Raw genomic sequence first — 14,098 nt, 5'->3', positions numbered from 1 at the left:
CTGATTTTGTGTACAAGAATTGGATGGGCCGCGATTGGGGTTGGGCAGAAAACTAGCCATATTGAATGGAGAAGGTGATATGACAGCAGCGCCGCTTTGGTTAATTCAGAACGTACGCCTGGCAGACCGCGACGGCCTGTGGCAAATAGCGATTGATAAGGGCCGCTTTGGCGAGATCACGCCGATGGGCGAGGCGCGCGACGAAAGCTACGAGGTGTTGAACGCTCGCGGCGGGCTGGCGATCCCGCCTTTTATTGAGCCGCATATCCACCTGGATACCACCCAGACGGCCGGCGAGCCGCACTGGAACCAGTCCGGCACCCTGTTCGAGGGGATTGAGCGCTGGGCGGAGCGAAAAGCGCTGCTCAGCCATGAGGACGTCAAAGCCCGGGCGTGGAAAACCCTGAAGTGGCAGATCGCCAATGGCGTGCAGTTTGTCCGCACTCATGTCGACGTCTCCGATCCCACATTAACGGCGCTGAAGGCGATGCTGGAGGTCAAACGGGAGGTCGCGCCATGGGTCGAGTTGCAGATAGTTGCTTTTCCACAGGAGGGGATCCTCTCTTACCCCAACGGCGAAGCGCTGCTGGAGGAGGCCCTCAAGCTGGGGGCGGATGTTGTTGGGGCCATCCCGCATTTTGAGTTCACCCGTGAATATGGGGTGGAGTCGCTGCATATCGCCTTCCGGCTGGCGCAAAAATATGATCGCCCGCTGGATATTCACTGCGATGAAATTGACGATGAACAGTCGCGCTTTGTTGAAACCGTTGCCGCGCTGGCGTTAAAGGCGGGGATAGGGGCGCGGGTGACGGCCAGCCATACCACCGCCATGCACTCCTATAATGGCGCTTATACCTCGCGCCTGTTCCGCCTGCTTAAGCTCTCCGGTATCAACTTTGTCGCCAATCCGCTGGTGAATATTCATCTGCAGGGCCGGTTTGATGACTACCCTAAGCGACGGGGGATTACCCGGGTGAAGGAGCTGATGGCGGCGGGGATCAACGTGTGCTTTGGTCATGATGACGTCTTTGACCCGTGGTACCCGCTGGGGACCGGCAATATGCTGCAGGTCCTGCATATGGGCCTGCACGTCTGCCAGCTGATGGGCTACCAGCAGATCAACGACGGTCTGAAGCTTATCACCGCCAACAGCGCCCGCACGTTTGGCCTGGAGGATTACGGCATAGTCAGCGGCAACCCGGCTAACCTGATCATTCTCCCGGCGGAGAATGGCTTTGAGGCCGTCCGCTGCCAGGTGCCTGTGCGCTGGTCAATTCGCCAGGGAAGGGTGATCGCGACCACCCAGCTGGCGCAAACCTGGATCCAGACCGACCGCGGTGGCGAGGAGCTCTCTTTTATGAGGAACAGCCCCCTTGCGGACGCAAAGGGGCCGAAGGCTTAGTGAGACGCCGCCTGAGCGTTGTTCTGGCGGTGACGGGAGACGAAGCCGAGGATAAAGCACATCACGAATACCACGGCATAGAGGCCGTTAGCGGTGTGCAGCGCTGCCAGTGGACCGCTGGCAGCCACAATCGGGCCGGTGACCACGAAAGTGAGCATGGTGCCGATGGTGCCGCAGGTGAGGATAAAGTTCACCAGCTTCGGCGAAGCGACCCGCGTCTGCTGCGAGCCGAGCGTAATGATCGAGGTGTAGATGGCGCTGGAGAAGAAGCCCAGGGTCAGAATAAACCACGGCATATGCTCCGGGGAACCATTGATAAACAGGTACATCAGCACCGTCGCGAGCCCGGCGAGGACGGTTAAGATACGCTGCAGGTCGAAGAAGCGCAGGATGAAGCTGAATGACCACATGCCGATCATGTAGGACATCCAGAAATCGCTCACCAGTTTACCGGCATCCCCGAGGCTCATGCCCAGGCTCTTCGCATATTCCGGTACCCAGGAGATAAAGCCCAGCTGACCGAGGATGTAGCACAGCGCCGCAACGGAGAGAAACAGCACGCCGATGCCCCACTTCTCTTTCACTACCGGCTGGTTGTTTTCGCTCTGCGCTTTTTTGCCCAACACCGGAAAATCACAGCCGAAAGTCAGGACGAAAATGGCGACATACACCAGACCAATACAGGCGTAGACCCAGTACCACTCGATGCTGCGCGCCAGCAGGACGGCGGCGACCATCGGGAAAATCATTCCCGCCATGCTAAAGAAGGAGTCGGTAAACAGCAGACGCGCTCCGCGCTGACGGCCTTCATACATATGGGTGATCAGGAAGGTCCCGATCGACATGGTGATCCCGCTCACCAGGCCGAGAACGAACATCGACGCGGAAAACAGCGCCAGGCTGTGGCTGAGCATCAGGCCGGCCACCGCCAGCACCATCAGAATAAAGCCAAAGCGCAGCTGAGTTTTCAGCGGCACGATTTCCATCAGCCAGGCATTGAGGAAGATAGAGATCAGAATACCGGCGTTCAGAAAGGTAAAGGTGTTGCTCATACTGGAAACGGGCAGATGGAAATAATCCGCAATGTTACCCATCACCATCCCGGTGACGATCACCAACGCGCCGGTCAGGGCGTAGGAGAAGAAGCTGATCCATGTGAGCTTAATACGGTTGCTGTTAGTCATGACTGGCCTGTGAATAGAAAGGTAAAGCGCGTTGACGCTGCGCCGGGCGGACAGATTTTATTCGTTCAGGTGATGTAATCAAATGTTTATTGTGAAAGTGGTTATCTTTTGCATGGTTTAATGTGACATGCATCACACTTTATTCGCCGCACAGGAGAACGTTTGCGCGGTTACAATTATTACAGCTAAGTAAAATTTGGTAAAAGGCTGGCCCAGGATGCAAAGGCTCTTTAGAATCAAGGCACTCGCTTTTATTCTGCTCCGTTAAGGAATTTCCATGCTCAAATCAACACTGGCGGCGATGGCTGCCGTTTTCGCCATTTCAGCGTTCTCCCCGGCCATGGCGGCAAAGGGCGATCCGCATGTGCTGCTGACCACCTCGGCAGGGAACATTGAGCTTGAGTTAAACAGTCAGAAAGCCCCGATTTCCGTGGATAACTTCCTGAAGTACGTCAACAGCGGCTTCTACAACAACACCACCTTCCACCGCGTGATCCCGGGTTTCATGGTGCAGGGCGGCGGCTTTAACGAGCAGATGCAGCAGAAACAGCCTAACCCGCCGATTAAGAATGAAGCAGACAACGGCCTGCGCAACACCCGCGGTACCATCGCGATGGCGCGTACCGCCGACCAGGATAGCGCCACCAGCCAGTTCTTCATCAACGTGGCGGATAACGCCTTCCTTGACCATGGTCAGCGCGACTTTGGCTATGCGGTGTTTGGCAAGGTAGTGAAAGGTATGGACGTCGCGGATAAGATCTCCCAGGTCCAGACCCATAACGTCGGCCCATACCAGAATGTGCCGACCAAACCGGTTGTTATCCTCTCTGCGAAAGTGCTGCCCTAATCCTTCCACGGCGCGGTGTGCTATCGCCGCGCCCGGTTGCCTCCCGGCATAACCTGAAATTGCTGCTTATACTTGTGGCACACAGGGGACGATAAGGGGGGCGACGATGCGTCCACTCACCGAAAAGCAAAAATCCCGACTCTGGGAACAGACACGCAATACCAATTTTCAGGCCAGTCGTCGCCTTGAAGGCGTGACGGTGCCGCTGGTTACGTTGACTGCCGAAGAGGCGCTGGCGCGTCTGGCGACGCTGCGGAGGGAGTATGAGCGATAAATTCGGCGATGAACGCGATCCTTACCTCTACCCGGCGCTGAATGTCCTGCGCAACCGCCTCGGCATCCGGCAGGCTAAAAATCTGCAACAGGCCGCCTTTGAGATGACGGCGTTGCGGGCGGCAACCTTGCCGCTGGGGCCGCGGGTGCGCGGCTTACCCTATCTGTGCGCGATTCATCATCAGCTGTATCAGGATCTGTTTGACTGGGCCGGCCGGTTACGTGAAGTGAACCTCTACCTGGGCGATACGCCGTTCTGCCACTTTGCCCGGATCGAGGAGGAGGGGAACGCCCTGATGCAGGCCCTTGAGCAGGAGGATTATCTCAATGGCCTGCCGCGCGAGACCTTTATTGAACGCCTGAGCTGGTTCTATGGCGAAATTAATGTGCTGCACCCTTTTCGTCTTGGCAATGGCCTGACCCAGCGCATTTTCTTTGAACAGCTGGCGATACATGCCGGCTACCTGCTTGACTGGCGTGACGTCGACCCTGCCGGCTGGAGCGCGGCCTGCCAGCAGAGCGCGATGGGCGATCCGGCTCCGCTGGTGGCGATCTTTCGCAAAGTGGTAAGCGAAGCGCGGGAATCTGAGTAGAATAGCCCGGTTTTGATTGTTCCGGAGCCGCTATGATCCTGCTTATCGATAACTATGACTCTTTCACCTGGAATCTGTATCAGTACTTCTGCGAACTGGGTGCGGAAGTACTGGTCAGGCGCAATGATGCGTTGACGCTGGAGGAGATAGCGGCGCTGGCGCCGGAGAAAATCGTGATCTCGCCAGGCCCCTGCACGCCGAATGAGGCGGGGATTTCCCTCGCGGTTATCCGCCACTATGCGGGGAAAACGCCGCTACTGGGCGTCTGTCTCGGGCACCAGGCGATAGCCCAGGCGTTTGGCGCGACCATCGTACGGGCGGCACAGGTGATGCATGGTAAAACCTCGCTTATCGAGCATAACGGCGAAGGGGTGTTTCAGGGGCTGAATAATCCCCTGACGGTGACCCGTTATCACTCGCTGGTGATTGATCCGCCGACGCTCCCGCCCGAGTTTATCGTCACCGCCCGCAGCGCCAGCGCTGAGATTATGGGGATCCGCCACCGCGATTGGGATCTTGAGGGCGTGCAGTTTCATCCGGAAAGCATCCTCAGCGAGCAGGGCCATCAATTGCTGGAAAACTTTCTGAAGCGGTGATTTTCAGTTGCCATTGACTGATTTTTTATGCATATTTTGTGATTATATTTTCATGATTACATCTGCATAACGAAGAGGGATGGGCAAGACATGGCAACTGAACAACCGGCAATCACCCGCGCCACATTCGATGAAGTTATTTTGCCGATTTATGCACCAGCAGAATTCATCCCGGTGAAAGGGAAAGGCAGCCGCGTCTGGGATCAGCAGGGCAAAGAGTATGTTGATTTTGCCGGCGGTATCGCGGTGACGGCGCTCGGCCATTGCCACCCGGCGCTGGTAGCGGCGCTCCACGAGCAGGGCGAAACGCTGTGGCACACCAGCAACGTCTTTACCAATGAGCCAGCGCTGCGTCTGGGACGTAAACTTGTCGAGGCCACCTTCGCCGAGCGCGTGGTGTTTATGAACTCCGGTACGGAAGCCAATGAAACGGCCTTTAAGCTGGCGCGTCACTATGCGGTGACCCGCCATAGCCCGTATAAAACCAAAATCATTGCCTTCCATAATGCCTTCCATGGCCGCTCCCTGTTTACCGTTTCCGTCGGTGGGCAGCCGAAGTACTCCGATGGTTTCGGCCCGAAACCGGCGGATATTGTCCATGTTCCCTTCAACGACCTGCAGGCGGTAAAAGCGGTGATGGATGACCACACTTGCGCAGTGGTGGTGGAGCCGATTCAGGGCGAAGGCGGCGTGACGGCAGCGACGCCGGCCTTCCTGCAGGGGCTGCGTGAGCTGTGCGATCAGCACCAGGCGTTGTTAGTCTTTGATGAAGTGCAGTGCGGTATGGGACGTACCGGATCGCTGTTCGCCTATATGCATTACGGTGTGACGCCGGATATTCTGACCAGCGCCAAAGCGCTCGGCGGCGGCTTCCCGGTCAGCGCCATGCTGACCACCCATGAGATCGCCAGCGCCTTCCATGCGGGTTCCCATGGCTCAACCTACGGCGGCAACCCGCTGGCCTGCGCGGTCGCCAACGCCGCCTTCGATCTAATCAATACCCCGGCGGTGCTGGATGGCGTGAGCGCGAAGCGCGAACTGTTCGTCAAACACCTGCAGCAGCTGGATGCTGAATTTGATCTGTTCAGTGATATTCGCGGGATGGGCCTGCTGATTGGCGCCGAACTCAAGCCGCAGCACAAGGGCCGCGCGCGTGATTTCCTCTATGCCGCTGCGCAAGCCGGCGTCATGGTGCTCAACGCCGGGCCGGACGTGATGCGTTTTGTTCCCTCGCTGATCATCGACGAGCAGGATATTGCCGAGGGGATGGCGCGTTTTGCCCAGGCAGTGGCAAAGGTGATTAACGGCTGATTTTCCGCAGCCAGATGCCATGATGCGGCCGCTGACGCCATGCTACTGACGATATGGTATGCATGGTGTTCAGATGGCCCAGAATGCGTTGCAGGTGCTGCTCCAGGGTACTTAACGGACCGTTCGGCACCTCTGTTTCCGGCGACTCCAGAATATTGGCATCCCCTGCGCTGCCGGGACCATCGCTGTCCAGCCGTTGCTGGCAGCGTTGCAAGGCAATCTCACAAGATTCGAGATAGCGCTGGGCAAGATCCGGGGTGAGCATCGTATGCTCCCGGGCCAGGGTGGTCATAGCGTTGATGTGTTCGACGATAAACTGACTGTGCGTCACCCACAGCTTCATATCTTCCAGATAATGGGTATTAAAACCGGGCTCCTGCATCGCCTGATTCAGGGAGTTGTAGAGCGCGTTATGCGCCTGGTTGACGCGCATGCGTTGATAGGCCAGCGCGGGGGCTTTTGGATCGGCGCTGAGGATCAGGCGAATCGCCTGCTGGTCGGCCTCCAGCGCATCGTGGGCGTTTTTTTTCAGCAGGCCGCTCTGCCACTGCGGCCACAGCCAGACCATCCCGCCGAAGGCGATCAGGCAGCCGATAAGCGTGTCGATAAGCCGGGCGACAATAAACTGTTCGCCGTTGAGCGTCAGCAGTTGCAGGGTATACACCGCCGTCACCGTAAAGCCTACCATCGCCCAGCCATAGTGTTTACGGATGATCAGATAGCTGAGCAGGGTAATCAGCAGCATCCCGCTCAGGGTATAGCTCTCCGGAACGTGAAAGTGCAAGGTTAGCCCGGCGATGACCAGACCGGCGAGCGTTCCCGCTGCCCGGTGAACAATTCGCACCCGCGTGGCGCCGTAGCCGTTTTGCGTGACGAAGAGCACCGTCATCAGGATCCAGTAGGGCTTCGGCAAATGCAGGGCGTTGCCCATCAGGCTGGCGACGCTCAGCATCACGCTGATGCGGGCGGCATTGCGCAGTGCGGGTGATTTCAGCGACAGATAGTTCTTTAGCGCGGGAAACAGCGGTAAACGACGCTCTTTGTCGGCCATCAGATCCCGGGCATACAGGGGGCGCTGGGTATGCAGCACCCGGGCGATACGGCTAAAGTGCCAGGCGCAGAACTGACCGACCGGGTTGTCCGGATGCTGGCGGGCGATCTTTTCCAGAGCCTCAATCTGTTTATCCATCTGAAAACGCTGCGGAAAGCGATGATAGAGAATATCATCCGCCAGCACGCGCAGGCGGGCAGCGACGGTTTGCGCATTCCAGCGGATCACCGCTTCGGCATGGCTGCGTTCCACCAGCTTTTGTACCTCTTCTGGCTGATGCAGGCTAACCGAAATATGTTCCTGTAGATCCAGCCCAACCTGGAACGCCCGCAGCAGACGCTTGTGGTCGTTGCGTTGGTTGGCGGCCAGCATATGCATCTGCTGATAGCACTGGGTAATCAGGTCGACTACCTTCTGCTGGCGGGTGAGCAGCGGCGGCAGGGCGGTCGACGGATCGGTATGCTGGGTCAACAGACTGTATTTGGCTTCACAATAGTCAGCCAGTTCCCGGTAAAGCAGGCTGAGCGACTCCCGCAGCGGCTGTTCGCGCCACAGCCAGAACCAGAGCCAGTTAAACACGCCGTACCACAGCGTACCGAAAGCGTAGATCAGCAGTGGTTCCCAGATGGGCATATTGCCCGCCAGGCTCAGGGTAAAGATAGCGGCGATCAGCGACGCGGGCAGCAGGCGCGCGTGCAGCGAACTGATCTCCGCGGTGACGCCGAGCAATAGCGCCAGGCCGCTGAGAATAAGCGGCAGGGGAATGGCCTGAGCGAGCAGCAACTGCACCACCAGACTGCATCCGGCAAACAGACAGCCGCCGATAATCAGACGTTTGAAAAAGCGCTTATGTGGGGTATCAAGACCGGCAATGTTGCAGCAGGCGGGCACTAAGGAAAACAACAGCCCCTGCTGGAGATGGCCGAGCAGAAGACCGATGGCCACAGGCAGACACAGCACCAGCGTTTGCCGCAGTGCATAGTTGACTTCCGGGTGGTAAATCAGCCTGCGCCACATGAGGGAAAAACAAAAACGGCGTACTGCAGGAGCAATACGCCGCTTAGCAACTTAACGGGTGCCGTAGACGACGATAGTTTTACCGTGTGCGGAAATCAGGTTCTGATCTTCCAGCATTTTCAAAATACGGCCAACCGTTTCACGAGAGCAGCCGACGATCTGACCAATTTCCTGACGGGTAATTTTAATTTGCATACCGTCCGGGTGGGTCATGGCATCAGGTTGCTTCGCCAGGTTCAGCAGCGTCTGGGCGATACGGCCCGTCACGTCGAGGAAGGCGAGGTTGCCCACTTTCTCAGACGTGACCTGCAGACGGCGAGCCATTTGCGAAGAGAGACGCATCAGAATGTCCGGGTTAACCTGGATCAGCTGACGGAATTTCTTATAAGAGATTTCGGCCACTTCACATGCGGTTTTCGCCCGTACCCAGGCGCTACGCTCCTGACCCTCTTCAAACAGGCCTAATTCACCGATGAAATCGCCCTGGTTGAGGTAGGAGAGGATCATCTCTTTACCTTCTTCATCCTTGATGAGTACAGCCACGGAGCCTTTAACGATGTAGTACAGCGTTTCTGCTTTTTCACCCTGGTGGATCAGCGTGCTCTTTGATGGGTACTTATGAATGTGGCAATGAGACAAGAACCATTCAAGGGTAGGGTCTGTTTGCGGTTTGCCAAGCACCATGCGCGGTTATCCTCTGTTATAAGCTATCTCCGGGCGCCGACACTACACGGCGTCCGGGCATGCAATCGTATTGTTTCCCTATACCTGGGAAGCTGGCTGATGATTTTTCGACAGCCCGTAATGTGAACTCCTCTGCATACATGCAGTACATCAATGTAATACTGTAGCATCCAGACTGTTTTAGCATAGCTTTCGCCGCATGTCTCCTGGTGTCTCGCTTCAGCATGACGCAGGTCGCCTTCCGTTGCGAGAATTGTTATGTGCGCGTAATCTGACAGGAAAATTGCGATACTGGAGTTAAATTTTATGCAAGCGCGTGTGAAATGGGTTGAAGGGTTAACCTTTATCGGGGAGTCCGCGTCAGGACACCAGATTCTGATGGATGGCAACTCCGGGGATAAGGCACCCAGCCCGATGGAGATGGTGCTGATGGCGGCGGGCGGTTGCAGTGCGATCGATGTGGTTTCTATTCTGCAAAAAGGTCGCCATGAGGTGACCAACTGCGAAGTGAAGCTGACGTCGGAGCGCCGCGAAGAGGCGCCGCGTCTGTTTACGCATATTAATCTGCACTTTATCGTCACCGGTAAGGCGCTGAAAGATGCCGCGGTCTCCCGGGCGGTGGATCTGTCGGCAGAGAAATACTGCTCGGTGGCGCTGATGCTGGAAAAAGCAGTGAAGATCACCCACTCCTATGAAGTGATCGAGGCGTAGTCTTCGCCTGCCGTTGTGAAGCATCTCAACCCCGGCCTGGCCGGGGTTTTTTCTGTTAGCCGATCTTGCGGCCTTCCATCAGGCGCTCGACCAGCGGCGTCATGATAAGCTCCATCGCCAGCCCCATTTTACCGCCCGGCACCACCAGCGTGTTCATGTGCGAGATAAACGACCCCTGCAGCATCGCCAGCAGCCAGGGGAAGTCGATATTCTGCAGGTTACGGAAATGGATCACCACAAAGCTCTCGTCCAGCGAGGGAATAGTTTTCGCGGCAAACGGGTTGGAAGTGTCTACCGTCGGCACGCGCTGAAAGTTGATATGGGTGCGGGAAAATTGCGGGGTAATGAAGTTGATGTAGTCTTCCATCGAGCGGACGACTGAGTCCATCACCGCCTCCCGGGAGTGGCCGCGCTCGCTGGTGTCGCGAATAAGCTTTTGGATCCACTCGAGGTTAACGATAGGCACTACGCCGACCAGCAGGTCGACATGGCTGGCGACATCATGATGCGGCGTGACAACCCCGCCGTGCAGCCCCTCATAGAACAGTACGTCTGTCGGCTCCGGCAGCGGCTGCCAGGGGGTGAAAGTCCCTGGCACCTGATTCCACGGTACGGCTTCGTCATAGGTATGCAGGTATTTCCGCGACTGGCCTTTTCCGTGGCGGCCATAGTCGACAAAGGTCTGCTCCAGCAGGCCAAAGTCGTTCGCCTCCGGGCCAAAGTAGCTGATATGTTTGCCCTGATCCCGCGCCTTGCGGATCGCCATGTCCATTTCCGGGCGGGTGTAGCGATGAAAGCTATCGCCTTCCACCTCCGCGGCGTGCAGGTTTAGCTGCGCGAAGATTTTGCGAAAGGCAAGGCTGGTGGTGGTAGTGCCCGCGCCGCTGGAGCCCGTGACGGCGATCACCGGATGTTTGGCAGACATAACAACTCCCTGGTTAAACGATGTAGTGGCGTCGCCTTAGCCGTTAAACAGCGCACGCGGCATAATATTGACCGTCTCATGCAGTTCCGACCACACAAGAACCGCCTCTCCGCGTTTCAACTGCTGTTTTACATCGGCGACTTTATCGGCAAGTGAACGTTCATGTTCACCATAATCGGTGCCTTCACGTAACACAAAGCTTTCAATCAGGTTATCCAGCGTTTCGGGATCCAGATCCTGCCAGGGAATAATCATACGGGGGCCTCCAGCCAACGGTTTAACCAGTCCGGGATGCGTCTTTCCAGCCACATCTCCGGCTTACGCAGGGTGCCGCCGACGAAACCAACGTGGCCGCCTTGCTCAGTTAATTGATACTCAACGTTCGCCGGCAGTTGCTCCTGCGGTGGTATGGAGTGGTGATCCATAAATGGATCGTCTTTCGCGTGAATGATGAGCGTTGGCTTAGTGATATCGCTGAGCCGCGGCATGGCGCTGCATTGCCGGTAATAATCCAGCGCATCGGCGAAACCATGGATTTTGGCGGTGATCATATCGTCAAATTCCCGGATGCGGCGCATCCCTTTAAGCTGGCGTAAATCGACAGGCAGTGAGCCAGGATACGCTTTCAGCTTGCGTGAGGCATTGGCTTTTAACAGATTGAGCAGATAGCGCTGATAAACCCGCGAGAAGCCCTTATCCATATGATAGCTGCAGGCTTCCAGCATAAAAGGCGCGGAGACGATCACCGCCGCATCCAGCGGGCAGCGGTCGCCTTCTTCTGCCAGCAGGCAGCCCAGCATATTGCCGCCTAGTGAATAGCCGACGGCTGCGGTCGGCACGGGGCCAAACTCGCGCTGTAGCCAATGCAGAAACCAGGTGCCATCTTCTGTTTCGCCGGAGTGATAGATGCGGTTATTGCGGTTAGGTTCGCCGCTGCAGCCGCGGAAATGCATAACCACGCCCAGCCAGTCGCGCTGCATCGCCGCGTGGATCAGACCATGGGCGTACGGGCTGTGCAGGCTTCCTTCGAGACCATGAAAGACGACGAGGCGCGGCTTATGGCGCGCCTGATGCGGGTCTTCGCTCCAGGCCAGATCGACAAAATCGCCGTCCGGCAGCTCAAGGCGCTGCCAGTGCGGGGTAAAGCGCAATTTACGGCGGATCAGCCGCGGCAGCATGGTTTGCAGATGACGATTGCCCACGCCGCGCATCGGATGGAACTCACGCGAATCGTTTTCGGGGGGCGTCATGTCTGTGGGGATGATTTCAACCATAGCACCAGAACAATTAATAAACGTGATGATGACTATACCGCGCAGGGCGCACAGGGGTTAGCCAATATGTGGTCTTGTGGCCAGCGACGCCAGGTTACAGCAAAAACAAATCATTGATGTCACTGATGGCAGGCCATGGAGAGGGCAGAAACCCACCCTGCCAGCGGCATCGTACGCGCAGGCAGGATGAGGAAGTCAATATTAGCCTTCCTGAAGCATCTGCTCCAGCTGCTCCTGGGCCTCCAGCCAGGCCATTTCACACTCCTCCAGCCCGGACTTCGCGCTGGCCTGCTGCTGCAGGCATTCGGTTAGTTCGGCTTTACGTGAGGCGTCATAAAGCTCACTGTCGCCAAGTTTTTCTTCCGCACTGGCCAACTGCGCGTTGAGCTTGTCCATCTCTTTTTCCAGACGGGCGATCTCTTTGCGCAGCGGTTGGGTCTGGCTGCGCAGTTCCGCTTCCCGACGCTTCTGGTCCTTGCGCGCCTGGGCGCTGTTGCCGCTCTCTTTTGGCGCGTCGCTGCTCTGTGATTCCTGTTTTTGCGAGTCGCTGAGCCACTGCTGATAATCTTCCAGATCGCCGTCGAACGGCTCGACTTTACCGTCATGGACGAGGTACAGATCGTCGGTGGTGGAGCGGATCAGGTGACGATCGTGCGACACGACAACCAGCGCCCCTTCAAAGTCGATCAGCGCTTCGGTTAAGGCCTGACGCATATCGAGGTCAAGGTGGTTGGTCGGTTCATCGAGCAGCAGCAGGTTAGGGCGCTGCCAGACGATCAGGGCCAGTACCAGGCGCGCTTTTTCTCCACCAGAGAAGCGGCGGGTCTCTTCGCTGACCTTATCGCCCTGGAAACCAAAGCCGCCCAGATAATCACGCAGCTTTTGTTCCAGCTCCTGCGGCGCCAGGCGAGCCAGGTGCTGCAGCGGCGATTCATCGGCACGCAGGAACTCAAGCTGATGCTGGGCAAAGTAGCCGAGCTTGATACCTTTTGCGAGGCCGATCTCGCCGCTCACCGGCTGGAGTTCACCTGCCAGCAGCTTAATCAGCGTCGACTTCCCGGCGCCGTTGCGGCCCAGCAGGCCGATGCGCGAGCCCGGCACCAGATTGAGCTTGATGGAGTCGAGGATAATACGCTCGCCGTAGCCGGCGCTGACTTTCTCCATCTTCAGCAGCGGGTTAGGTAGACTCTCTGGCTGGCGGAAACTGAAGTGGAATGGGTTATCTACGTGCGCCGGGGCGATAAGCTCCATCCGCTCCAGCATTTTGATACGGCTTTGCGCCTGCTTGGCCTTGGTGGCCTTCGCGCGGAAGCGGTCGATATAACTTTGTAGATGCGCAACGCGCTGCTGCTGGCTTTCGTACATCGCCTGCTGCTGAGAGAGACGGGTAGCGCGCTGCACTTCGAACGAGCTGTAGTTACCGGTGTACTCAAACATCGTCTGCTGTTCGATATGGATAATTTTGTCGACGATAGGATCGAGAAAATCGCGATCGTGGGAGATCAGGATCAGCGTACCTGTGTAACCCTTAAGCCATTTTTCGAGCCAGATGACGGCATCGAGGTCGAGGTGGTTAGTCGGTTCATCGAGCAGCAGCAGATCGGAGCGGCAAATCAGCGCCTGGGCGAGGTTAAGGCGCATACGCCAGCCGCCGGAAAAATCGCTGACTGGCCGCTCCAGCTGTTCGTTGCTGAATCCCAGACCGTGCAGCAGGCTGGCAGCGCGCGAACGGATGGTCCAGGCGTCGATGGCGTCCAGCTTGCCGTGGACCGTGGCGATGGCATGGCCGTCGTTGCGCTCATTTGCCTGCTGGAGCGCGGCTTCCAGCTGGCGGTATTCACGATCGCCATCAATAACATAATCGATAGCCGGCTGAGGCAGCGCCGGGGTTTCCTGATTCACCCATGCCAGCTGCCAGCTGCCTGGAAAGGTCATACTGCCGCCGTCAGCGCTTATCTCGTTTTTCAAAAGCGATAGCAGCGTCGATTTCCCGCAGCCGTTTTTGCCCACCAGACCGACCTTTTGGCCAGGGTTGATGGTAGCGGTGGCGTTGTCCAGCAGGACGCGTACGCCGCGACGAATTTGTAACGAGGAGAAAACAATCATAAGGCGCCGTATGTTCAGACTATGTTAATTTGTCATTATGATAATGTAGTGTGGAAGCGAATCGCTTCACCGGGCCGCCATGGTAGCCCAAAACGAAGACGATACACAAAGTCATTCTGGCGGT

14 protein-coding genes are annotated in these 14,098 nt (G+C 57.2%); 7 read left to right on the top strand and 7 right to left on the bottom strand.

Annotated features, from left to right (window positions below):
• Positions 1 to 79: 79 nt before the first annotated feature.
• Positions 80 to 1,402 (top strand): cytosine deaminase, encoded by a 1,323-nt coding sequence (locus tag A1WC_RS02670; RefSeq protein WP_012540421.1) that lies wholly within the window; start codon positions 80 to 82, stop codon positions 1,400 to 1,402.
• On the opposite strand, the gene tsgA is transcribed toward A1WC_RS02670, so the two are convergent.
• Positions 1,399 to 2,586 (bottom strand): MFS transporter TsgA, encoded by a 1,188-nt coding sequence (gene tsgA / locus A1WC_RS02675; protein ID WP_016161896.1) that lies wholly within the window; start codon positions 2,584 to 2,586, stop codon positions 1,399 to 1,401. The two genes, A1WC_RS02670 and tsgA, sit on opposite strands and share 4 nt — an antisense overlap.
• 277 nt (positions 2,587 to 2,863) lie before the next feature.
• Between tsgA and ppiA the strand changes: the two genes are divergently transcribed.
• From ppiA to argD, 5 genes are all read left to right on the top strand, one after another.
• The gene (gene ppiA, locus A1WC_RS02680) at positions 2,864 to 3,433 is read left to right on the top strand and encodes a peptidylprolyl isomerase A (protein ID WP_002920238.1); all 570 of its coding nucleotides are present in this window, start codon (positions 2,864 to 2,866) and stop codon (positions 3,431 to 3,433) included.
• 106 nt (positions 3,434 to 3,539) lie between these two features.
• On the top strand, positions 3,540 to 3,707 hold the full coding sequence (locus A1WC_RS26785; protein ID WP_012540423.1) for a YhfG family protein: 168 nt from the start codon (positions 3,540 to 3,542) through the stop codon (positions 3,705 to 3,707).
• On the top strand, positions 3,697 to 4,299 hold the full coding sequence (locus A1WC_RS02685) for a putative adenosine monophosphate-protein transferase Fic (protein ID WP_008807028.1): 603 nt from the start codon (positions 3,697 to 3,699) through the stop codon (positions 4,297 to 4,299). Before A1WC_RS26785 ends, A1WC_RS02685 begins: the two co-directional genes overlap by 11 nt.
• A 32-nt stretch (positions 4,300 to 4,331) precedes the next feature.
• A complete protein-coding gene (pabA, locus tag A1WC_RS02690) occupies positions 4,332 to 4,895 on the top strand; it encodes an aminodeoxychorismate synthase component 2 (RefSeq protein ID WP_008807029.1) in 564 nt (187 codons plus the stop codon).
• 90 nt (positions 4,896 to 4,985) lie between these two features.
• A complete protein-coding gene (argD, locus tag A1WC_RS02695; protein WP_008807030.1) occupies positions 4,986 to 6,206 on the top strand; it encodes a bifunctional acetylornithine/succinyldiaminopimelate transaminase in 1,221 nt (406 codons plus the stop codon).
• Here argD and A1WC_RS02700 read toward each other — a convergent pair.
• On the bottom strand, positions 6,196 to 8,274 hold the full coding sequence (locus tag A1WC_RS02700) for a YccS/YhfK family putative transporter (protein ID WP_012540426.1): 2,079 nt from the start codon (positions 8,272 to 8,274) through the stop codon (positions 6,196 to 6,198). The two genes, argD and A1WC_RS02700, sit on opposite strands and share 11 nt — an antisense overlap.
• A gap of 51 nt (positions 8,275 to 8,325) precedes the next feature.
• Positions 8,326 to 8,958: a cAMP-activated global transcriptional regulator CRP gene (gene crp, locus A1WC_RS02705; protein ID WP_000242758.1), complete on the bottom strand. Its 633-nt coding sequence runs from the start codon at positions 8,956 to 8,958 to the stop codon at positions 8,326 to 8,328.
• Between the two features lie 306 nt (positions 8,959 to 9,264).
• On the opposite strand from crp, the gene A1WC_RS02710 reads away from it, so the two are divergent.
• Positions 9,265 to 9,669 carry an OsmC family protein gene (locus A1WC_RS02710; protein ID WP_004202200.1) on the top strand — a complete coding sequence of 135 codons (405 nt, stop codon included), beginning with the start codon at positions 9,265 to 9,267 and terminating at the stop codon, positions 9,667 to 9,669.
• A 55-nt stretch (positions 9,670 to 9,724) separates the two neighbouring features.
• Here the strand turns inward: A1WC_RS02710 and A1WC_RS02715 are convergent, their stop codons facing one another.
• From A1WC_RS02715 to A1WC_RS02730, 4 genes are all read right to left on the bottom strand, one after another.
• Positions 9,725 to 10,594, bottom strand: a complete 870-nt coding sequence (locus tag A1WC_RS02715) for a phosphoribulokinase (RefSeq protein ID WP_008807033.1) — start codon at positions 10,592 to 10,594, stop codon at positions 9,725 to 9,727.
• A 36-nt stretch (positions 10,595 to 10,630) separates the two neighbouring features.
• A complete protein-coding gene (locus A1WC_RS02720; RefSeq protein ID WP_002920151.1) occupies positions 10,631 to 10,849 on the bottom strand; it encodes a YheU family protein in 219 nt (72 codons plus the stop codon).
• Positions 10,846 to 11,844 carry a hydrolase gene (locus A1WC_RS02725; protein ID WP_162823123.1) on the bottom strand — a complete coding sequence of 333 codons (999 nt, stop codon included), beginning with the start codon at positions 11,842 to 11,844 and terminating at the stop codon, positions 10,846 to 10,848. The genes A1WC_RS02720 and A1WC_RS02725 overlap by 4 nt, the downstream gene beginning before the upstream one ends.
• A gap of 225 nt (positions 11,845 to 12,069) precedes the next feature.
• Positions 12,070 to 13,974 (bottom strand): ABC transporter ATP-binding protein, encoded by a 1,905-nt coding sequence (locus A1WC_RS02730; RefSeq protein ID WP_008807036.1) that lies wholly within the window; start codon positions 13,972 to 13,974, stop codon positions 12,070 to 12,072.
• Between the last annotated feature and the right edge of the window lie 124 nt (positions 13,975 to 14,098).

The sequence above is a fragment of the Klebsiella sp. KTE92 genome, from assembly GCF_000398905.1.
Classification (GTDB): Bacteria; Pseudomonadota; Gammaproteobacteria; order Enterobacterales; family Enterobacteriaceae; genus Klebsiella; species Klebsiella variicola.
Note: the sequence above shows the minus strand (reverse complement) of the source record. Positions and strands in the feature narration are given on the sequence as shown.